Source organism: Ferruginibacter lapsinanis (assembly GCF_020783315.1).
Lineage (GTDB): Bacteria > Bacteroidota > Bacteroidia > Chitinophagales > Chitinophagaceae > Ferruginibacter > Ferruginibacter lapsinanis.
In genome coordinates this window covers 2,709,240-2,729,355 of record NZ_CP086063.1, presented here as the reverse complement: position 1 = coordinate 2,729,355, position 20,116 = coordinate 2,709,240, and the positions used below count along the sequence as shown (strand labels likewise).

Sequence of the window (20,116 nt, the reverse complement as noted above, 5' to 3'; positions counted from 1 at the left end):
ATTAAACTATTTTCTTTTTATATTGCCCCCTTGTTTTAGAAGATTCATCAGGAACTAAATTTGCAATATCTTCAATACTCATAAAGCGTTTTGTCAATCCTGCTGCGATTGCAGGGGTTATTCTTAAAGACTTATGTTGTTTTACAAAATTGTAATAAACAAAGTGAAGTGCTATTGCATGGCAATGATTCTCTAACTTTTTGCTGAAAGCATTGGTTAATCTTGTAAACCTTCTCATGTGCATTCTCATAGTAAGATTTTGACGTTCTACAAATGATGTTGAGATATGTTCTACATCTGGATTACCAGATACTACAATCTTGTTAATTGATTTTAATCTTGCAGGACTATATTTCTTTTCTGTATTACTATTGCTGCTACTTCCACCACCACCGTATATTTTCATTAATTGAGCATAATCTATTTGGCTGCCAAATACACTACCAACAGCATCTAAATAAATATTCCACCCGTCTGATGTCAATTGCACTCTTTGTTCTGAAATTCTTGATTGTATATCCTGCATAAATTCTAATGCTGATTCCATCCCTCTGTCACCTACATACCATGATACAACAAGTTTTGTATCTGCATCTATAGCAACCCACGTCCAAGCATCCCCGTTTCCTGCTTCTTTTTGTTCTATTGTTGCGTTCTTGTCCTTGCAACCAACGAACGACCAAATTTCGTCACATTGTATTCTTTTAGAGGGTACTGCAATAACAGTATCATGATGAAATTGCTCACAAGCCCTGCCTACATCTACAAGTAATTTAGTAACTGTATTTATTGATACATCGGCTATTCTTGATGTTGAACGCAAAGAGTTGCCTTCAACCAATAGATTGATGATTTGCACTCTTTTATGTAATGGTAGCTTGTTCATACATCAAATATAACACTTTATGCTTAATCGGTCAAGCATTTGTTCATTTTTATTTTTGTTAATTTTTTGTCGTATCTATGTTAAACAAATGTTTTTTAAGGCACAAATGTAAATAAATTCTTGGAAATAATTAACCTATAGCTTAATTTCGTGAAAAGAAAATGTATTGTAATTAAATCTGCTAAAGAATACGGGTCTTCATATAGGAGATATTTATGTGTAGATGAAATTAATGCAGATGAAATTATCCAGCTTATCGAAAAGAAAAGAAAGCGATTTTGGTATATAGTGGAAAGAACTTTAACCCAAAGTGGAATATATTGGGATTGTTATGGACAAGAGGCAATGAATGACAAATCAAAAGGTGTTTCAGCTATAAAATTTTTTGATGTCGATAATACCAGAATTTATTGCAAAGAAGTTTCAGATGATACTGGCGGTTTTTATATAGTTTGTTCTATTCTTTTACTAAGTAAGAAAGTTCAAGAAAATGATCAACGAATTAAAGAGATAATTTTAAAAATAGCTTCATATGAATATGAAATTGAGCAATAAAAGCCAAGAGATAAAAGAAAAAATTAGACTTTTATTGACTGAACAAAACGAGATTGAGGGTATCAAACATGATGCATTAATTTTAATGTCTGGTTACTTATCAGAAATTGATAGATTAAGTGAGATTGCAGTAATAAATAGAGGAGAATTGGCAGAAAAAATAAAAGTATCCCCTAGTTATTTAACTCAAGTATTTAGAGGTAATAAACCTTTAAATTTTGAAACTATTGCTAAAATACAAAGGGCATTAAATATTAAATTTAATATTAGTGCAGAACCAAAGCAAACATTTATTTCAATAACTGCATCTAAAACAGAATTTATACCTTCAAACACTTCGGCTCTAATTACAGCACCAAGTAATTATCTTTATTCTGTTAAAGGCGGACAGTTTAAGTATAACCACAACACAGAAAACAATATAAACACAGCTTCTTAGGATTATGTTAATTGATAATAAAAATAACAAATATGATGATTTGAAATATTCAATTAGTAGAGTTAAAAATCTATCTTTTTTTGTAAATGAACACTTAAAGCAAGGAGATTCAAAAGAGGTAAATGTTGAATTAGCTCAGGCATGTGGAATAAGTTTAGAAGGGAACATAATTGATTTTAGGATTACCATTTTTTTTCATTATCCTGAGAATAATATTCAGTTGTCTCAAATAGTAGTACAAAATGTTTTTACTGTCAATGAAATAAAAAAATATCATACTGATGGTAAAATCACTTTGCCGTGTGGTTTAATTATTAGTATTATTAGCATGTCTATTTCACACGCCAGAGCTTTATTTTGTCAAAATTTATCTGGAACAGTTTACCAAGATTTTATATTGCCAATAACTAACACTTTAGATGTTGCAAAAAAATTCTTTCCAGATATGTTTGACGCAAATGGATTAATTCTTGAAGAAACTACTTTTAATTTGACCCCTAAAATAACAAAGAAATAATTTATTTTTTATCCCACCTTGCAGCAGCAGCCTTCTTAGCTATTTCAGACCTTCTTTTGGGAGTTAATGATGCAGCTCTGGCTTTACCTCCCTTTAAGCCACCTTTACGACCTAATGCCGCCGCAGCAGCCTTTATTAAGTCTTGTTCAGTAGATTTAGTTTCTTCTATTTCTCCCGTTGCTATATCTACTATTGATTTAGCTAATTGATTAGTATCTTTTGGACGTTTTAATTTTGCCATAACCCAAAGATAATACATCTTTGCTTACTCGGTTAAGCATCTAAAAAATAACTATTTTCAAACTGAGACACTACCCAGGATTTCAGCATTAATACATATAAATAATGATTTTATTTAAGACGGTTAAAGACATTAAAATATTCCTTGGAAAAAGAGATAAGGGAACAAGTAAGATGGCATTTGTACCAACCATGGGGGCATTGCACGGAGGACATATATCATTAATTAATAATGCAAAAAATGACAATTTTTTCACTGTCTGCAGTATATTTGTAAACCCCACACAATTCAATAACCAGCTGGATTTCAGTAAGTATCCGGCTACTATCGAGAATGACATCTACCTATTAGAAAAATCCGGATGTGATGTACTCTTTCTACCCTCAGCCGAAGAGATCTACCCAAATGGCCCTGCAACCAGTGTCAAATATGATCTGGGGTATTTAGAAACGATCCTGGAAGGAAAATACAGACCGGGTCATTTTCAAGGTGTTTGTCAGGTTGTACAAAGATTATTGGAGATCGTTCAGCCAAAGATGCTTTACCTGGGGCAAAAAGATTATCAGCAATGTATGGTCATCAGTAAACTGATTGATATTATGGGAGTAGATATTCAATTGAACATCTGCCCTACTCAAAGAGAAATAACGGGTTTGGCCATGAGCAGCAGAAATATCCGGTTGACTGATACAGAGAGAACACAAGCATTAAGAATTTACGAAACATTGGAGTTAATCAAAAGAGAATGTAAACCCGGCAATTTGTTGGCTTTAAAAGCAATCGCAACAGAAAATCTTTCTACTAACGGATTTGTAGTAGATTACGTTGAAATTGCCGATGCTAAAACATTAGAATTGAAAGAAAATTGGGATGGCGCTTCTCCGTTAGTTGCATTAATTGCAGCTTATTTAAATGAAGTTCGGCTAATTGACAACCTTGTAATTACAAATTGATTAATTTGTAGCTCTTTATGAAAAAACGTTTTCTGTCTATATTGCAATATGCCGCTTTTTTTTCTGTAGGAATTTTTTTGGTTTGGTGGAGTATTCATAAAATGAGTGATAAGAACTGGGAGAATTGTAAGAATGCATTACAATCTGCCAGATACGGATTATTTGTTCCTGTTTTTTTTATCCTTTCACTTAGTCATATCAGCAGGGCAATCCGTTGGAAAATTTTAATGAAACCCCTGGGATATAATCCCCGGTTTTTAAATACTTTTTTTGCCGTAATGATCGGATACCTTGCCAATTTAGCAATTCCAAGATTAGGTGAAGTATTGAAATGTACGATCCTTGGAAAATATGAGAAAGTCCCCCCCGATAAATTAGTAGGAACGATCGTTGTAGAACGGGCTGTAGACCTGCTTTCATTGATCATTGTATTTTTTATTGCGATCATAACGCAAGCCAGTATTATCGGCAGTTATGCTAAAGAAACGATCAAAGAGAATTTTTTATCTGGCAGCAAGCAGGCTATGCTTACGAAGTTTTTAATTTTGGTGATTTCTATTGTTGTTATTTACTATGTACTTAAATATATTTTTAAAAAATACGGAGAAAATAAATTCATTCATCGAATGAAAAATATAGCTACAGGCATTGCAACAGGTTTGGCATCTATAAAAAATTTAGAGAATAAAAAAGCATTTATTTTCCATAGTGTATTTATCTGGTGCTGTTATGTAGGAGGCACTTATTTAGGTTTTTTTGCAACATCAGGCACCGCTCATTTATCATTTGCAGCTGCTTTCCCGGTGTTGGCTTTTGCCAGTATAGGCATGATCATAACACCCGGCGGTATTGGCTCCTACCCTGTTTTTATCATGGAAGTAATGCTCTTGTATAATATAGAAGAAGGTATTGGCTTTGCTAATGGGAATCTACAATGGGTTGCTCAATTCCTAATTGTTTTGATCGTTGGATTTTTGTCTCTTCTCCTCTTACCATATTATAATAAAAAATCAAATCATGCGTAATTCTAAATCAATCACAGATAAAATTATAACGACTGCTGAATTACCACATCTGGTAAATCGCTGGCGATTACTAGGTAAAAAAATTGTTTTTACCAACGGTGTTTTCGACATCCTGCATGAAGGACACATTGCTTCCTTAAGTGAAGCTGCTTCTTTTGGAGATATTCTTGTCGTTGGAGTAAACACAGATGCATCCGTAAAAAGATTAAAGGGAGAAAGCAGACCCATTAATAACGAAAGCGCCAGAAGCCTTTTGCTGGCATCTATTGTATTAACTGATACAATTATTTTATTTGATGAGGATACACCTTTGAATCTTATCAAAACGATACTGCCTGATGTATTGGTAAAAGGAGGAGATTATTCCATTGACCAGATAGTGGGAGCCAAAGAAGTAATTGCCAATGGTGGAGAAGTAAAAATTGTAGAACTCGTTCCGGGTATTTCAACAACAGCTATTATAAAAAAAATGGCTTCTTCATAAAAACTTAACATTGCAGAAAATATTTTTATCACATCTTTGAGTATAATACTTTTATTCAAAGCGTTAGTTTGTTAGGTTTATGCACCGAAATATAATTCCCCGGGATATCAGTTGGCTTTCTTTTAACGGACGTGTGCTTCAGGAAGCGGCAGATGAAACTGTTCCATTAAGAGAACGCATTCGTTTTCTGGCGATCTTTTCCAACAATTTAGATGAGTTTTTCAGGGTACGTGTGGCTACATTAAAACGTATGATCGAAGTAGGCAAAAAAGGGAATATGCACCTGGAAACTGCTCCTGAACTGATCTTAGAAGAAATACAGGAAAAAGTTGTTGAACAGCAAAAGGAATTTGACCGTATCTGGAATGAAATTTTGCGTGAATTGAAAAAGCAAAAGATATTTCTGTTGAATGAAAGTAAATTAAACAGGGAACAGCAAAAATTTATCGTCAATTATTTTAATGACGAGATCAAGAGCAATATTGTTCCTTTAATGATCGAAAGTTTACAAGCATTTCCAACCCTGAATGATAAATCCATCTACCTTGCTTGCAAACTTTCTAAAAAAGATAAAAGTATCTCACAGCGTTTTGCGCTGGTTGCTGTGCCTGCAAGGCGTTTACCCAGATTCATCATTCTTCCTTCAAAGGCAAATGAAAAAAATATCATTTTATTAGAAGATATCATACGGTTTTGTTTACCGCAAATATTTTCATTTTTCGGGTATGATGTTTTTTCCTCTCATATTATTAAAGTAACCAGGGATGCAGAGATCGATATTGATAATGATATATCTACATCATTGATACAGAAAATTGAAAAGGGATTAAAAAACAGAAAAAAGGGCAAGCCTGTTCGATTTGTGTTTGACAAAGAAATCGACTCCTCTTTATTAACTTATTTAATAAAAAGATTGGGGCTTACAGAAAAAGACAACATTATCCCAGGAGGCAGGATCCATAATTTCAAAGACTTTATTAATTTCCCCGATTCTGTTTTTACACAAAAAAGTACCAGGAAGAAACCATTTATACATCCGGCATTTCGAAACGCTTCTCAAGTTACTAAGGTTGTTTTGCAAAAAGATGTGTTGCTTAGTTTTCCTTATCATTCTTTTGACAGCGTAATAGACCTGTTGAGAGAAGCTGCCATAGACCCCGAAGTTAAAAGTATCAAGATCACGGCATATAGATTAGCAGAAAGATCAAAAGTCATTAACACATTAACAAATGCTGTTCGTAATGGTAAAGAAGTAACAGCTGTGATTGAATTAAGAGCTAGGTTTGATGAAGAAGCTAACCTGGTTTGGAAAAAAGAGCTGGAAGAAGCCGGAGTAAAGGTTTTGATAGGTGTGCCTAATGTTAAGGTACATGCCAAATTATGCCTGATAAAAAAAGTACACAACAAACATACTACCCATTATGGATTTGTAAGTACCGGTAATTTGAATGAGAGCACGGCTAAAATATATGGTGATCATTGTTTATTTACTTCTGACAGAAATATCATGGCAGATGTAAACAGGATATTTCATTATTTAGAACATCCAAAAAGCAGAGGTGCTTTTCTAAAAGCTTGTAAAACGTTGATGACGAGTCCGGTGAACATGCGTTCGCAAATAATTTCATTGATCAATAAAGAAATTAAAAATGCCCGGGCAAAACAACCTGCATCTATCATCCTGAAGGTAAATGCACTTAGCGATGAGCTATTGATAAACAAATTATATGATGCAGCGAAAGCCGGTGTAGAGATAAAAATGATCATAAGAGGTATTTGCTGTATGCTTACAGAAAATAAAAAATTCAAAACTCATATTCAGGCAATCAGTATTGTGGATGAGTATTTAGAACATGCCAGAATAATGATTTTTCATAATGGCGGTAAAGAGAAAGTATATTTATTATCTGCAGACTGGATGGTGCGTAATATTGACCATCGCATTGAGGCGGCCTGTCCTGTGTATGATCACGAAATTCAGAAGGAAATAAAAGATATACTCCAGATACAATTATCTGACAATATCAAAGCCAGAAAGCTCGACAATGAGTTAAGCAATCAATACATCAATCCACGAAATACCAAAAAGATTCGAAGTCAGGTAGAAACTTACAATTATTTGTTTCGTAAACAAAGTAAATAATTCGACCAGAGATATTACAATTTCACTGTGGAAGGGTCCTGCATTTTTTTGTAAACCATTTTTGAAATACTACTGATGACCTCCGGTAATTTCTTTACGTCAGTTCCTTTTGTCATCACTGTTAAAATATAAGGAGCAGAATTGGAATATATTATACCTGATTCACTTAGTTGCGGGGCAGTTGTATATCCTCCTTCTCCAAATTTGTGTGCAATCTTACAATCAGACGGAATGCCGGCAACTAACCCGTTCTTAAAATCACTATCGCTTAGCAATTCGGTACAAAATTCAGAGTCCTTTATAGAAAGGTATGAGGCATTATATAACAATTTCATGAATAATGAATAATCCTTTGCAGAGATCGGATAATCGTTTGCACTCCAATCCGGAGCTGGTAAGCCTACATCTGTAAATACCTTTTTAAAAGTTGCTACATCAATCAATTTATTCAGTAAAAGTGTAGCATTATTATCTGAATACGCAACCATGTAAAATAGTAATTGCCTGATTGTATAAGTATTGCCTAATTGGATACTTTTAGACAGATAGGTAGCCGTTTTTGTCGAGCTTAATGGCTTATCAAAAACCACTTTCCTTTCCAATAAACCAGGATTAGTTTCATTCATCTTAAAAAAAGTAATAAGTTCAGGAACTTTTAACAATGATCCGGGACTATATTTTTCTGCCTCGGCAATTGACATCCATTCTCCATGATGAAACTCTCTTAAATAGACTGAAGCAGAAGTAATGTCGCCTTTTGTTTTATACGAGCTGATCAAACTTTCTACCTCACTTTTTATATTGCTTAATGTATTGGATTCGCAGGCAGGTTCTGCAAACATCAAGGGATGAATGAATTTATATCCATCTAGTCTTGATATATTATAACTACAGGAATTTTGACTGACATTTACACTAGCAGAACCGGTTTCGTCAGTTTGAGAATTAATAAAGGGAACTGCAAAATAAGTCAAAGCAATAGTTGTAAAAAGCAATAGAATAACTACGTAAAGCGGAACCGTTTTTTTTAACATGGCAAGAATATTATTGGATTCAACGGCGCAAAGTTACAATAAATTCTGTTTGGGTTGGTAATTATCCACATAATTATCATATTGCACGATGTTGATTGCACTTCCTCGGTTACACCACTATCTTTGTAGTATTAGATCAAATCATAATAGCTTAATAACCTTGAAATTAGCAGCGATAGACATAGGAAGTAATGCAGCGAGACTCTTGATCACACAAGTAGTAGAAAACGATAAAGGCGTTGCAACTTTTAATAAGTTGAATTTATTTAGGGTGCCGCTGCGTTTGGGGTTTGATGTATTTGAAAATGCCGCTATTTCCAAAGCCAGGATGGCAATGCTTTTTCAAACAATGAAAGCATTTAAACATTTATGTAATGCTTATGAGGTAGAGTATATAAAAGCATGTGCCACCAGTGCAATGAGAGATGCTAAAAATTCCGGAGATATTATAAGAAAAGTAAAATTGGAAACTGATATTGAAATTGAAGTTATCAGCGGTGATTACGAAGCAGGACTTATATACGAAAACCATGTGGCCGAAAACATGGATAAAGATCACAGTTATTTATACATTGATGTTGGCGGTGGCAGTACAGAACTTAGTTTTTTTAGTAATGGCATTCTTATATTTAAAAAGTCTTTCAATATTGGAACAATACGATTGTTAAAGAATATGGTAAGAGAGTCAGATTGGGATGAAATGAAAAACACTCTCAGAGCTGTTACCAAAGGACATAAGGAAGTAGTGGCAATTGGTAGTGGAGGAAACATCAACAAAGTGTTCAGCATGAGTAAACGCAAGGACGGCAAGCCCCTCCCCTTTGAATTATTGAGAGAGTATTACAAAGAATTAGGCAATGTTTCTTTAGCCGACAGGATCAGTAAATATAATTTACGGGAAGACAGAGCTGATGTGATCGTACCGGCACTTCAAATATATATCAATGTTATGCGTTGGGCCGGTGCCGAGAATATTTATGTACCAAAAATTGGCCTGGCAGACGGATTGATACAACACTTATACGCAGAAGTAAAATAGTCCTCCTTTTAACGTTATCTTTTATTTTGATTATGTAGTTTGGCTACAAATCTCCACAAAATGAAAAAGTTATTTTCAATTATAGCCTTGCTTTTTCTCACAAAAATCTCTATTTCTCAAGAGAAAATTGACTACGCTGATTTCATACAAACTGATACAGGCGTTAAATGGGCTGCAATCGGCAATTATTACATCAATCTTACTCCAGTAAATCCCAATTTTAATCTGAGTAATTATTTTTTTAATAAACTGAAAAAAGCTTCGCTTATTGCGTATAGAGATTCAGACAAAGATCTTTCTGTAACCCGGTATAACGTAAATTATAATGACATTATATCCGGTAGAGTATTTGAAAAAAATGATCCTGAAAAAACTAATTGGATATTCAATTATGATGATAAGCATGATGCTACAGAAGAAATTTTCTATAAAGATTCAAATGATTGTGATACCTGCTTGTTAAACAAGCTCAGCTTCTTTAAAGTAAAACAATTACTTTACTATAAAAATCATCAATTAAAAATTAAAAATATCTTCATCAATCCTATTGTTTATAAGAAAAAACAAGAGCAAAGAAAAGAAGAAACACTTTTTGCAGAAACCTTTAATGTTTGTTTTAATCCCGGGGAGAGCGATAATAGAACAATCCCTTCATCTGCTGTATTTATTAACAGAACCTGTAATAAGATAACATTATCAGCTACCCCCTCAGGTAATTTTACAGAAACCGGCGTACTAACGATCAATAACTGGAGTTTGGGAAACCAATTATTTAAAGACATTAAAGCAAAAAAGATCAAAGCATACGATACAGAAATGAGTATCTATCCAACCTCGGCATCAGTCATTCAATCTAAACAAATAGAAGCATATCACAATCCTCCCATAGAGGTTATGGTATATGACGTTGAGGGTAACGTGACAGGGACAAAAAAGGTATTATCGGAAATTAATTATGATAGTCTCTACACTTACAAATTGATCCAGGATTTTTATTTTGATTTTGCCACAGAAAAAATGTACAGCAAACTGATCGCTTTCGTCCCTCAGATCAATGTAATAACATCTTCAGGAATATCCTTAGGCTTAACCGATTATTGGGGTGTAATATTTGATGAAAATACCAGAAAAATAGTAAGTAAGAAGAAATGATCTTTAAAAGAAAAAACTTTCACTAATTCTATTTAATCTTTACATTTACAGTGTAATCACCGGATTTGTTTTATTCTAATGCAGAGTCAATTCCTTTTTCTTTTATAAAAATATCTAATCACTCAAAACAGATCAGTAAACAATGGGTCCGGAGCACAAAGAAATTAAGAAAGTTACTACCAACACTATCCAAAAAATGAAACAGAATGGAGAGAAGATCTCCATGATCACTGCTTATGATTATTCGTTTGCAAAATTGTTTGATGAAGCGGGTATTGATATCATTTTGGTGGGTGATAGTGCCAGTAATGTAATGGCAGGGCATCACACTACCCTTCCTATTACTTTAGACCAAATGATCTATCATGCTCAAAGCGTAGTGAGAGCAAGAGAAAGATGCTTGATCGTTGTTGATATCCCATTTGGATATTATCAATCTAATTCTGAAATAGCCCTGGCATCTGCCATCAAAATAATGAAAGAAAGTGGTGGCCATACCGTAAAACTGGAAGGTGGCGAAGAGATCATCGATTCTGTAAAAAAGATCGTAAGTGCAGGTATCCCGGTAATGGGACATTTAGGATTAACACCGCAATCCATCAATAAATTCGGAACCTATGTTGTAAGAGCTACCGGAGAAGAGGAAGCTGATAAATTGAGAAAAGACGCTTTGTTATTACAACAGGCTGGATGCTTTGCAATAGTTTTGGAAAAAATTCCAGCTGCATTGGCTAAGCAGGTAAGTGAAAGTCTTTCTATTCCTACTATTGGTATTGGTGCCGGAGGGGATTGTGATGGACAAGTATTGGTAATGCACGATATGCTGGGTATCAACACAGATTTTAAACCTCGTTTTTTACGCAGATATCTTAACCTGGATGAACAAATAAAGCGAGCTGTACAGCAATATGTTTCGGATGTTAAAAGCAGAGATTTCCCCAACGAGAATGAACAATATTAAATTATTGTTTAATGGTTTAAGTCATCTGAAGTTAAATGACTCAACGCACTAAACGATTCTATATATCTATTGAATCATTGTAAACTTTTATATTTGCAAAAAAATATTAATTTCATACCATGGGAATTACGCTTAGAAACGACTGGACTTTAGAAGAAATAAAAGATATCTATTACCGTCCACTGCTGGATCTGATCTTTGAAGCAGCCTCGGTTCACCGCCAAAATAAGGCCTACAGCGAAGTACAGATCAGTAGCCTGATCTCTATTAAAACCGGAGGATGTAAAGAAGACTGTGCGTATTGTCCGCAAGCTGCCCGTTACCAAACTGATATAGAAGTAGAACCGTTGATGACGGTAGAAAAAGTAAAAGCAAGAGCTGAAGTGGCGAAAGCAAACGGAGCATCAAGACTTTGTATGGGAGCTGCCTGGAGAGAAGTAAGAGATAACAAAGATTTTGACCGTGTGTTGGAAATGGTAACTGAAGTAAATGACATGGGATTAGAAGTATGCTGTACATTGGGTATGCTGACGTACGAACAGGCCGAAAGACTGAAAGAAGCAGGATGTTTTGCCTACAATCATAATATTGATACCAGTAGCGATAAATATGGTGATATTATTACCACCAGAACTTTTGATGATCGCATCAACACACTGAATAATGTGCGGAAAGCCAAGCTAAGTGTATGTTGTGGAGGTATTGTTGGTTTGGGTGAAACGGATGATGACAGAGTAAAAATGTTACATACTTTATCTACAATGGAAGTTCACCCCGATTCTGTACCGATCAACCGGTTGGTACCGGTAGAAGGAACCCCATTACAGGACAATCAGATCGTACCTATTGATGAAGTATTAAGAATGATTGCTACTGCAAGGATCATCATGCCAAAAAGCGTGGTGCGTTTATCGGCTGGCAGAAATGAGATGAGTGTAGCTGAACAGGCACTTTGTTTTATGGCTGGTGCTAATTCTATTTTTGCAGGAGAAAAATTATTAACTACACCTAATCCTGATTTTGATGTAGATATGCAGATGTTTAAAATGCTTGGTTTAACACCACGTAAACCTTTTAAAGAAGCCGTTAGCAACTAAGGAGAAACCTCCTTCATCAACAAACTACCTTATTGTGAATGCTAATCAACGTTTTGATATAACCTTACAACAAAAGTTGGATGCCAGAGAAGCAAGTGGTTTATCACGTGAGTTAGTTACTGTAGGTAATAGAATTGATTTTAGCTCCAACGACTATTTAGGATTTTCCAAACTCCCTGCTTTACAAGCAATAGAAGTAAAGACCCAGCCAACGGGAGCAACCGGCTCACGACTGGTTACCGGCAATTCCGAATTAGCAGAAACTACAGAAAAAATTATTGCTGACTTTCATCATGCTGAAGCTGCATTAATTTTTAATGCAGGCTATATGGCGAATGTTGGATTATTTTCCTGTATTGCAACCAAAGGCGACACCATCATTTCCGATGAATTAATTCATGCAAGTATTATTGATGGTATCAGGCTTAACCATGCCAATCGATATAAGTTCAAACATAATGATGTAGCTGACCTGGAAAAAAAAATGCAACAGGCAACCGGGCAAATCTTTGTTGCAGTAGAATCTATTTACTCAATGGATGGAGATGAAGCTCCATTGGTTGCTATCAGCGAACTATGCAAAAAATACAATGCATTGTTATTAGTTGATGAAGCACATGCCATTGGTGTATTGGGTGATAAAGGTGATGGCTTGGTTTGCAAATACAATTTGCAAAATGATGTATATGCCACTGTATATACTTTCGGAAAAGCAATCGGTTTACATGGTGCTGTTGTTACCGGGAGTAATGTTTTGCGTAATTACCTGATCAATAATGCACGTTCATTCATTTTTGCGACAGCATTACCTCCACATACATTTTTGCAAATTCAGCAGGCATATCAATTGTTGCCTACAGCTGATAGAAAATACTTATTTGATTTGATCAGTCATTTTAGAGAAACGGTTGGTAAAACAAAGGGATTGCAATTTATTGATAGTTGCTCTCCCATTCAGGGAATAATTGTTGGTGATAGTTTTAAAACAAAGGCACTCTCCTATTATTTAAGAGATAAGGGCTTTTTTGTAAAAGCGATCCTGCCTCCAACGGTTCCGGTAGGCACAGAACGATTACGCATAAGTTTGCATACTTTCAATACTGTCAATGAAATAGATATGTTGGTTGAAGAAATAAAAAACTTTATTGCATGAGTGTAATTATTGCAGGGATACATACAAACATCGGCAAAACAATTTGTTCAGCCGTAATATGCCAGGCATTAGGCTATGATTACTGGAAACCAGTTCAGGCTGGTGATTTGGAAAACTCAGACAGTGTTTTTATCAAAAGAGTGGTGAGTAATCCTTTATGCAAAATTCATCCGGAAGCATATCGATTAAATACCCCTGCATCCCCACATTATGCCGCTGAAATTGATGGGACAACAATTATTAAAGCAAATATCAATCTGCCAAGATCAGATAACAATATTGTAATAGAAACCGCTGGCGGTATCATGAGTCCTTTGGCATACAACTATTTGAATATTGACTTGATAGAACAACTCAGTTTACCGGTAATACTCGTTTCAAATAATTATTTAGGAAGCATTAATCATACCCTATTAAGCGTCTCAGCTTTAAGACAAAAAAACATTTTTCTAAAAGGACTTGTTTTTTCAGGGGAAAGCAATCTTTCTTCAGAAAATTTTATCAGGCAATATACTGACTTACCTATATTGTTTTCCATTCCTGCATTATCAGAAATTAATGCAACATCAATTGATAATTTTGTAAAGCAAGGGCCAATAAAAATTTAATATGCCAAAAGAAGATAATGCAATATGGTATCCATTCACCCAGATGAAAACGGCTGAAGCTCCTATTCATATTGACAGTGCAGAGAACTGTACATTATATGCTAAAGATGGAAATACTTACATCGATGCAGTATCTTCCTGGTGGGTAAACATACATGGGCATAGCAATCCGATCATTGCGAAAGCAATCGCTGACCAGGCAAAAAAATTAGAACATGTAATATTTGCAGGGTTTACACATACACCGGCGATCGATCTTTCAAAAAATTTACTCAGCGTCTTACCTGATCATTTTAAGAAAATATTTTTTTCAGATAATGGATCAACAGCCGTTGAGGTTGCTTTAAAAATGGCGCTTCAATACTGGCACAATCAAGGTGTCAAAAACAAAATAAATATTATCGCATTTGAAGGCGCTTACCATGGTGATACTTTCGGTGCTATGAGTATAGCAGAGAGAAATGAATTCAATGCTGCTTTCAGTAAACATTTATTCAAAGTTTCACATATACCTGTTCCAACAAAAGAAAACATTAAAGAAGTAACTGAAAAATTTACTGCTTTAATTGATAAAGAAAATGTGGCAGCATTTATTTTTGAACCGTTGATACAAGGCACTGCCGGAATGAAAATGTATAGTGCTAAACATTTAGATACGCTGCTTTCTATTGCAAAGAAAAAAAATATCCTCTGCATTGCAGATGAAGTGATGACGGGATTTGGTAGAACAGGCAAAAATTTTGCCATAGAATACGTAAAGAGTAAACCTGATATTATTTGTTTATCGAAAGGAATAACAGGGGGCTTTATGCCTTTGGGTGTTACGGCATGTTCAAATAAAATATATGATGCATTTTATGCCAATGACAAAACAAAAACATTTTATCACGGACATTCTTATACAGGCAATCCTTTATCGTGTGCTGCAGCCAATGCAAGTATTGAATTACTAAAAAGTAAAAAATGTAAGGATCAGATCACAATGATCACTGAGCAACATAAAAAATTTGCTGAATCAATTTCATCTCACGATTTTGTAAAAGAGCTTCGTCAACAGGGCACTATTCTGGCAATTGAGTTGAATACCAAACAGAATACCTCTTATTTTAATTCAATCAGAGATCTGGCTTATAAGTTCTATTTGTCAAATGGGGTACTGTTACGTCCGCTTGGCAATATCGTCTACATCATGCCGCCATACTGCATTACTAAGAAGGAATTGAGTAAGATCTATACCACTATAGAACAATCATTGACCTACCTGAATGATAGAACACTGATTTAACTGATTAGGCCGATTACACAGATAAGTGGTCATAAGTCAAATCAGTACCATCTGTGTTCGATAAAAATTTATCTTTGCCCCATAATTATGGAAAATATTTTTGAAACAGTAGTGAAAGACAATAAACTGCATGCAAAGTGGCTGAATACGCTTTCTATGATGGAGAATGCAGGCGCTAAAAAGATCAAAAAGTGTGAGCACCCTATTTTAGCAACAGAAATGATCTTAAAACATTCTGCTGAAGAAGCCAGGCATGCTTATTACCTGAAAAAGCAAATTCAGAAGATAGATAAGGGTAGCTGTCCTACCTATGAAAAAAAATATTTACTTGCTCCTAAAATGAGCTTCTATTATATTCATGAGCTGGATATTAAAGTGTGCCGTTTTTTGAAAGATACATTTGGCTACATAGGCAATGACCTGAAATATGCTGCTTATCTTCTGGTAACCTATGCCATCGAAGTAAGAGCAGATGAACTCTACCCCAAATACCAGGATGTATTGACTGAAACGAAAAGTTCCGTGAACGTAAAAAGTATCATCGCTGAAGAGATCAATCACTTGGCAGAGATGAAACATCAGTTGAAAGAATTTTCACCTGATTGGGAAAAACTTTGCAGTACTGTTGTTGAAGTGGAAGAAAAATTATTCAATGTTTGGATCAATGCAGTAGAGAAAGAAATTTTAGCTAACTAATAATAATTTATTAAAATTAAAAAGGGCCTTCAAAAAAAGTTGAGGCCCTTTTTGGTTACAGTTTATTTCTTTAAGAACCGCAGCTCATACACTCATCTTTATTATCTAAAGAGCAAGATATTTGTGCAGCTTGCTCATCTTTTGTTTGATTTAAAACAGATGCATCAACTGTGAATTTAATTGCATCAGCTGCTGCTTTGGTACGAAGGTAATACATCCCGGTCTTCAGCCCTTTCTTCCATGTGTAGAAATGCATTGATGAAAGTTTTGCGAAATTTGCATCAGCTACAAACAAATTCAATGATTGTGATTGACAAATGAATGCTCCCCTGTCTGCCGCCATATCAATGATATTACGTTGCTTGATCTCCCAAACTGTTTTATAAATTTCTTTCATATCTGCAGGTATCTCTTCAATATTTTGAACAGAACCATTAGCAGCGATGATACGTTGTTTCATATGATCGTTCCACAAACCTAAGTTCATCAGATCTTTCAGTAAATGTTTGTTTACCACTGCAAACTCACCGCTTAATACACGACGGTTATAGATATTTGAAGTATATGGTTCAAAACATTCGTTATTTCCTAAAATTTGAGACGTAGAGGCAGTAGGCATCGGTGCCAACAATAAAGAGTTGCGTACGCCATGTTCCATAATTGATTTACGTAAACTATCCCAATCATAACGATCGCTTGGTTGTACATTCCACATATCAAATTGTAAAATACCCTGACTTAATGGAGAACCTTTAAATGTTTCGTAAGCACCAAATTCTTTTGCAACATTGTTTGATGCTACTAAAGCGCCATAATAGATCGTTTCAAAAATATTCTTGTTCAGCATCTTTGCCATATCACTTTCAAATGGCAAACCTAATAACATGAATACATCCGCCAAACCTTGTACACCTAAACCAATAGGTCGATGACGGAAGTTACTCAACTTCGTTTCAGGGATTGGATAGTAATTGTTATCAATTACCTTGTTCAGATTTTTAGTGACGATCTGAGTGATCTCTAATAATTTTTCAAAATTGAAAGTCTTGCCTTCAACAAAACGAGGTAAAGAAAGTGACGCCAGATTACAAACCGCTGTTTCATTTTCATCACTGTATTCGATGATCTCTGTACAAAGATTGCTGCAGCGTATCGTACCTAAATTCTTTTGATTACTCTTTTCATTTGCAGCGTCTTTATATAAAATGTACGGTGTCCCCGTTTCTATTTGCGATTCTAAAATTGCATTCCACAAATCACGTGCAGGAACTGTTTTCTTTGCTTTTCCTTCAGCTTCATACTGCTCATACAATGCTTCGAAAACTTTTCCATGATTGGTGTGGAGGTCTTTTGCTTCATTCGGGCAGAACAAGCTCCAGTTGCCATTCTCTTCTACCCTTTTCATAAACAGATCAGGAATCCAAAGCGCTAAGAACAGATCTCTTGCTCTCATTTCTTCTTTCCCATGATTTTTTCTCAGGTCTAGAAATTCAAACACATCTGCATGCCATGGTTCTAAATAAACAGAGAATGCTCCTTTGCGTTTTCCTCCGCCCTGATCTACATAACGTGCTGTATCATTGAATACCCTCAACATTGGAATGATTCCGTTACTTGTACCGTTTGTTCCTTTTATATAACTACCTGTAGCTCTGATATTATGAATGTTTAAACCAATTCCTCCTGCAGATTGAGAGATCATGGCACAGTTTTTTAACGTATCATAGATACCAGCAATACTGTCATCCTTCATACTCAGCAAAAAGCAACTGCTCATTTGCGGTTTTGGTGTACCAGCATTGAATAAAGTTGGAGTTGCATGAATAAACCATTTTTCACTCATCAAATTATAAGTTTCAATCGCAGCATCAATATCTGTTTTATGAATTCCCAATGCAACTCTCATAAACAAATGTTGCGGACGTTCAACTATTTTACCGTTAACTTTTAATAAGTAAGATTTTTCCAATGTTTTAAATCCAAAAAAATCAAAATGATAATCTCTTTCATAAATAATTGATGCATTCAACACATCCTGATGCTCTTGAATGATAGCCCAAACATCATCAGCGATCAATGGAGCCACCTCGCCTGTTTTCTCATCAACATAATTATACAATAATCCAGCTGTTTCTGAAAATGACTTTAATGTATTTTTATGCAAATTAGAAACAGCTATACGTGCTGCCAATACTGCAAAATCAGGATGCTTAGTGGTAAATGATGCTGCGGTTTCCGCAGCCAGATTATCTAATTCTGTAGTGGTAACATTATTGTAAATACCTGCAATTACTTTTTTTGCGATTTCAATAACATCTTCATTCTTTAATTGCAAACCGTAACTCAGCTTCATTACTCTCGAAGTGATTTTATCAAAGTGTACGGCTTCACTTTTGCCATTGCGTTTTATTACTTTCATGTGTTAGAGAATTTAGGTAGTAATTATATTAAGGGTAATTTTTTATTTAAAAATCTTCATCCATTGTAAATGCTTTCGAACTGCTGTCATTCATCACACCTGCTTTTTGATATTCGCCTACCCTTTTTTCAAAGAAGTTGGTTTTGCCCTGCAGAGAGATCAATTCCATAAAATCGAAAGGATTGGTGGCATTGTAAATTTTATCACAACCCAAGGCCACCAATAATCTGTCTGCAACAAACTCAATGTATTGGCACATCAAGGTTGCATTCATGCCAATTAATCCCACAGGTAAAGCATCGCTTACAAATTCTTTTTCTATCGTTACCGCATCTCTGATAATTTGGGTAACTGTTTCTTTTGGTAATTGATTTATTAAGTGATTGGTATAAAGCAAACATGCAAAATCACAATGTAACCCTTCATCACGGCTGATCAATTCATTGGCAAAACTTAAACCAGGCATTAGTCCACGTTTTTTTAGCCAGAAAATAGAACAGAAACTTCCGCTAAAAAAGATACCTTCAACAGCAGCGAAAGCAATTAATCTTTCTGCAAAACTTCCTTTATCGATCCAGCGTAAAGCCCATTCAGCTTTTTTCTTAACACAATCAATGGTATCAATTGCTCTAAGTAATCTGTCTTTTTCAATCGGGTCTTTAATATAAGTATCGATCAATAGTGAATACGCTTCGCTATGAATATTTTCTATCATCACCTGAAAGCCATACATACAGCGGGCTTCAGGATATTGCACCTCCTGTAAAAAATTAACTGCCAGATTTTCATTTACAATACCATCGCTTGCCGCAAAAAATGCCAGCACATGTTTGATGAAATATTTTTCATCCTCCGTTAACTTATTTGCCCAATCCTGCAAGTCGGCTGTAAGATCAATTTCTTCAGCAGTCCAGAAACTTGCTTCCGCCTGTTTATACATTTTCCAGATATCCTGATGGTTGATCGGAAAGAGCACAAAGCGGTCTTTGTTATCCTGTAAAATCGGTTCGTTCTGCATATTTATTTTTTGATTACCGTCGACACAAATAAGGTGCAAAAAAGAAGAGCAAAATCGTCTACTTTATTATACCGCTACTTTTCCGCCGAAAGTATAGTTTTTGTTATGTCATTGTTAAAGGCAGGTCTTCTGGCTCGTCCTGTTTTTGCTGCCTTCCCATCCGCCTGACGGCGGAAAGTGGCTTTGAGGTGCAAAAATCTTTAAGACTTACAGCTACGGGGATAGCTCCTGAATTGAACAGGATTCCCTTTTAATCTTGTTACTACTAATGAATTGGAAATAGAACTAAGAACCTCAACAACAGTGCAATATTACACCTGATGACGGCAACAATTCGATAATGTTTTTCACAAATTGTTTACAAGTTTTAAAAGTGTTAACAGGCAAGGATTTCACACATAATTGATCGAT

The 20,116-nt window shown here is 35.1% G+C and carries 20 protein-coding genes and 1 riboswitch; of the genes, 15 read left to right on the top strand and 5 right to left on the bottom strand.

Features of this window, described 5'->3' with window-relative positions; translation table 11 throughout:
- Window position 1 precedes the first annotated feature (1 nt).
- Complete coding sequence (locus tag LK994_RS11525; protein WP_229760233.1) at window positions 2-886, bottom strand: IS1 family transposase; 885 nt, start codon at window positions 884-886, stop codon at window positions 2-4.
- A 150-nt stretch (window positions 887-1,036) separates the two neighbouring features.
- Between LK994_RS11525 and LK994_RS11520 the strand changes: the two genes are divergently transcribed.
- Genes LK994_RS11520 through LK994_RS11510 form a run of 3 tightly spaced genes read left to right on the top strand, consistent with a single transcriptional unit; the run spans window position 1,037 to window position 2,397 of the window.
- Entirely contained in the window at window positions 1,037-1,441 is a 405-nt protein-coding gene (locus LK994_RS11520; RefSeq protein ID WP_229760232.1) for a hypothetical protein, read from the top strand.
- On the top strand, window positions 1,419-1,880 hold the full coding sequence (locus LK994_RS11515) for a helix-turn-helix domain-containing protein (protein ID WP_229760231.1): 462 nt from the start codon (window positions 1,419-1,421) through the stop codon (window positions 1,878-1,880). Before LK994_RS11520 ends, LK994_RS11515 begins: the two co-directional genes overlap by 23 nt.
- Window positions 1,881-1,884: 4 nt before the next feature.
- Entirely contained in the window at window positions 1,885-2,397 is a 513-nt protein-coding gene (locus tag LK994_RS11510) for a hypothetical protein (RefSeq protein WP_229760230.1), read from the top strand.
- Between the two features lies 1 nt (window position 2,398).
- Here LK994_RS11510 and LK994_RS11505 read toward each other — a convergent pair whose 3' ends face one another.
- Entirely contained in the window at window positions 2,399-2,638 is a 240-nt protein-coding gene (locus LK994_RS11505; protein WP_229760229.1) for a hypothetical protein, read from the bottom strand.
- 104 nt (window positions 2,639-2,742) lie between these two features.
- On the opposite strand from LK994_RS11505, the gene panC reads away from it, so the two are divergent.
- From panC to ppk1, 4 genes are all read left to right on the top strand, one after another.
- Window positions 2,743-3,591: a pantoate--beta-alanine ligase gene (gene panC, locus LK994_RS11500; protein ID WP_229760228.1), complete on the top strand. Its 849-nt coding sequence runs from the start codon at window positions 2,743-2,745 to the stop codon at window positions 3,589-3,591.
- Between the two features lie 17 nt (window positions 3,592-3,608).
- Complete coding sequence (locus tag LK994_RS11495) at window positions 3,609-4,616, top strand: lysylphosphatidylglycerol synthase transmembrane domain-containing protein (RefSeq protein WP_229760227.1); 1,008 nt, start codon at window positions 3,609-3,611, stop codon at window positions 4,614-4,616.
- Window positions 4,609-5,100: a D-glycero-beta-D-manno-heptose 1-phosphate adenylyltransferase gene (gene rfaE2 / locus LK994_RS11490; RefSeq protein ID WP_229760226.1), complete on the top strand. Its 492-nt coding sequence runs from the start codon at window positions 4,609-4,611 to the stop codon at window positions 5,098-5,100. The genes LK994_RS11495 and rfaE2 overlap by 8 nt, the downstream gene beginning before the upstream one ends.
- A gap of 79 nt (window positions 5,101-5,179) precedes the next feature.
- Window positions 5,180-7,243, top strand: a complete 2,064-nt coding sequence (ppk1, locus tag LK994_RS11485) for a polyphosphate kinase 1 (protein WP_229760225.1) — start codon at window positions 5,180-5,182, stop codon at window positions 7,241-7,243.
- 14 nt (window positions 7,244-7,257) lie between these two features.
- Here the strand turns inward: ppk1 and LK994_RS11480 are convergent, their stop codons facing one another.
- Window positions 7,258-8,277 (bottom strand): serine hydrolase, encoded by a 1,020-nt coding sequence (locus LK994_RS11480; protein ID WP_229760224.1) that lies wholly within the window; start codon window positions 8,275-8,277, stop codon window positions 7,258-7,260.
- Window positions 8,278-8,437: 160 nt separating this feature from the next.
- Between LK994_RS11480 and LK994_RS11475 the strand changes: the two genes are divergently transcribed.
- The 8 genes from LK994_RS11475 to LK994_RS11440 all read left to right on the top strand — a co-directional run bounded on the left by LK994_RS11475 (window position 8,438) and on the right by LK994_RS11440 (window position 16,268).
- The gene (locus LK994_RS11475; protein ID WP_229760223.1) at window positions 8,438-9,316 is read left to right on the top strand and encodes a Ppx/GppA phosphatase family protein; all 879 of its coding nucleotides are present in this window, start codon (window positions 8,438-8,440) and stop codon (window positions 9,314-9,316) included.
- Window positions 9,317-9,376: 60 nt separating this feature from the next.
- On the top strand, window positions 9,377-10,468 hold the full coding sequence (locus tag LK994_RS11470; protein WP_229760222.1) for a hypothetical protein: 1,092 nt from the start codon (window positions 9,377-9,379) through the stop codon (window positions 10,466-10,468).
- Between the two features lie 142 nt (window positions 10,469-10,610).
- A complete protein-coding gene (panB, locus tag LK994_RS11465) occupies window positions 10,611-11,429 on the top strand; it encodes a 3-methyl-2-oxobutanoate hydroxymethyltransferase (RefSeq protein ID WP_229760221.1) in 819 nt (272 codons plus the stop codon).
- A gap of 119 nt (window positions 11,430-11,548) precedes the next feature.
- Complete coding sequence (bioB, locus tag LK994_RS11460) at window positions 11,549-12,526, top strand: biotin synthase BioB (protein ID WP_229760220.1); 978 nt, start codon at window positions 11,549-11,551, stop codon at window positions 12,524-12,526.
- A 34-nt stretch (window positions 12,527-12,560) separates the two neighbouring features.
- Window positions 12,561-13,679 carry an aminotransferase class I/II-fold pyridoxal phosphate-dependent enzyme gene (locus LK994_RS11455; RefSeq protein ID WP_229760219.1) on the top strand — a complete coding sequence of 373 codons (1,119 nt, stop codon included), beginning with the start codon at window positions 12,561-12,563 and terminating at the stop codon, window positions 13,677-13,679.
- Window positions 13,676-14,287: a dethiobiotin synthase gene (bioD, locus tag LK994_RS11450; protein WP_229760218.1), complete on the top strand. Its 612-nt coding sequence runs from the start codon at window positions 13,676-13,678 to the stop codon at window positions 14,285-14,287. The genes LK994_RS11455 and bioD overlap by 4 nt, the downstream gene beginning before the upstream one ends.
- 1 nt (window position 14,288) lies before the next feature.
- A complete protein-coding gene (gene bioA / locus LK994_RS11445; protein WP_229760217.1) occupies window positions 14,289-15,572 on the top strand; it encodes an adenosylmethionine--8-amino-7-oxononanoate transaminase in 1,284 nt (427 codons plus the stop codon).
- Window positions 15,573-15,659: 87 nt separating this feature from the next.
- Window positions 15,660-16,268 carry a hypothetical protein gene (locus LK994_RS11440; RefSeq protein WP_229760216.1) on the top strand — a complete coding sequence of 203 codons (609 nt, stop codon included), beginning with the start codon at window positions 15,660-15,662 and terminating at the stop codon, window positions 16,266-16,268.
- A gap of 70 nt (window positions 16,269-16,338) precedes the next feature.
- On the opposite strand, the gene LK994_RS11435 is transcribed toward LK994_RS11440, so the two are convergent.
- Together LK994_RS11435 and LK994_RS11430 are read right to left on the bottom strand one after the other, a co-directional pair.
- Window positions 16,339-18,687, bottom strand: a complete 2,349-nt coding sequence (locus LK994_RS11435; RefSeq protein WP_229760215.1) for a ribonucleoside-diphosphate reductase subunit alpha — start codon at window positions 18,685-18,687, stop codon at window positions 16,339-16,341.
- 46 nt (window positions 18,688-18,733) lie between these two features.
- On the bottom strand, window positions 18,734-19,705 hold the full coding sequence (locus tag LK994_RS11430) for a ribonucleoside-diphosphate reductase small subunit (RefSeq protein ID WP_229760214.1): 972 nt from the start codon (window positions 19,703-19,705) through the stop codon (window positions 18,734-18,736).
- 102 nt (window positions 19,706-19,807) lie between these two features.
- Window positions 19,808-20,017: riboswitch (cobalamin riboswitch) on the bottom strand.
- Window positions 20,018-20,116 lie beyond the last annotated feature (99 nt).

What these genes read in the sequence shown, in the direction of transcription:
- LK994_RS11525 (WP_229760233.1), bottom strand. Translation starts at nt 886, where the DNA reads ATGAACAAGCTACCATTACATAAAAGAGTGCAAATCATCAATCTATTG.
- LK994_RS11515 (WP_229760231.1), top strand. Translation starts at nt 1,419, where the DNA reads ATGAATATGAAATTGAGCAATAAAAGCCAAGAGATAAAAGAAAAAATT.
- LK994_RS11510 (WP_229760230.1), top strand. Translation starts at nt 1,885, where the DNA reads ATGTTAATTGATAATAAAAATAACAAATATGATGATTTGAAATATTCA.
- LK994_RS11505 (WP_229760229.1), bottom strand. Translation starts at nt 2,638, where the DNA reads ATGGCAAAATTAAAACGTCCAAAAGATACTAATCAATTAGCTAAATCA.
- panC (WP_229760228.1), top strand. Translation starts at nt 2,743, where the DNA reads ATGATTTTATTTAAGACGGTTAAAGACATTAAAATATTCCTTGGAAAA.
- LK994_RS11495 (WP_229760227.1), top strand. Translation starts at nt 3,609, where the DNA reads ATGAAAAAACGTTTTCTGTCTATATTGCAATATGCCGCTTTTTTTTCT.
- rfaE2 (WP_229760226.1), top strand. Translation starts at nt 4,609, where the DNA reads ATGCGTAATTCTAAATCAATCACAGATAAAATTATAACGACTGCTGAA.
- ppk1 (WP_229760225.1), top strand. Translation starts at nt 5,180, where the DNA reads ATGCACCGAAATATAATTCCCCGGGATATCAGTTGGCTTTCTTTTAAC.
- LK994_RS11480 (WP_229760224.1), bottom strand. Translation starts at nt 8,277, where the DNA reads ATGTTAAAAAAAACGGTTCCGCTTTACGTAGTTATTCTATTGCTTTTT.
- LK994_RS11470 (WP_229760222.1), top strand. Translation starts at nt 9,377, where the DNA reads ATGAAAAAGTTATTTTCAATTATAGCCTTGCTTTTTCTCACAAAAATC.
- panB (WP_229760221.1), top strand. Translation starts at nt 10,611, where the DNA reads ATGGGTCCGGAGCACAAAGAAATTAAGAAAGTTACTACCAACACTATC.
- bioB (WP_229760220.1), top strand. Translation starts at nt 11,549, where the DNA reads ATGGGAATTACGCTTAGAAACGACTGGACTTTAGAAGAAATAAAAGAT.
- bioD (WP_229760218.1), top strand. Translation starts at nt 13,676, where the DNA reads ATGAGTGTAATTATTGCAGGGATACATACAAACATCGGCAAAACAATT.
- bioA (WP_229760217.1), top strand. Translation starts at nt 14,289, where the DNA reads ATGCCAAAAGAAGATAATGCAATATGGTATCCATTCACCCAGATGAAA.
- LK994_RS11440 (WP_229760216.1), top strand. Translation starts at nt 15,660, where the DNA reads ATGGAAAATATTTTTGAAACAGTAGTGAAAGACAATAAACTGCATGCA.
- LK994_RS11435 (WP_229760215.1), bottom strand. Translation starts at nt 18,687, where the DNA reads ATGAAAGTAATAAAACGCAATGGCAAAAGTGAAGCCGTACACTTTGAT.
- LK994_RS11430 (WP_229760214.1), bottom strand. Translation starts at nt 19,705, where the DNA reads ATGCAGAACGAACCGATTTTACAGGATAACAAAGACCGCTTTGTGCTC.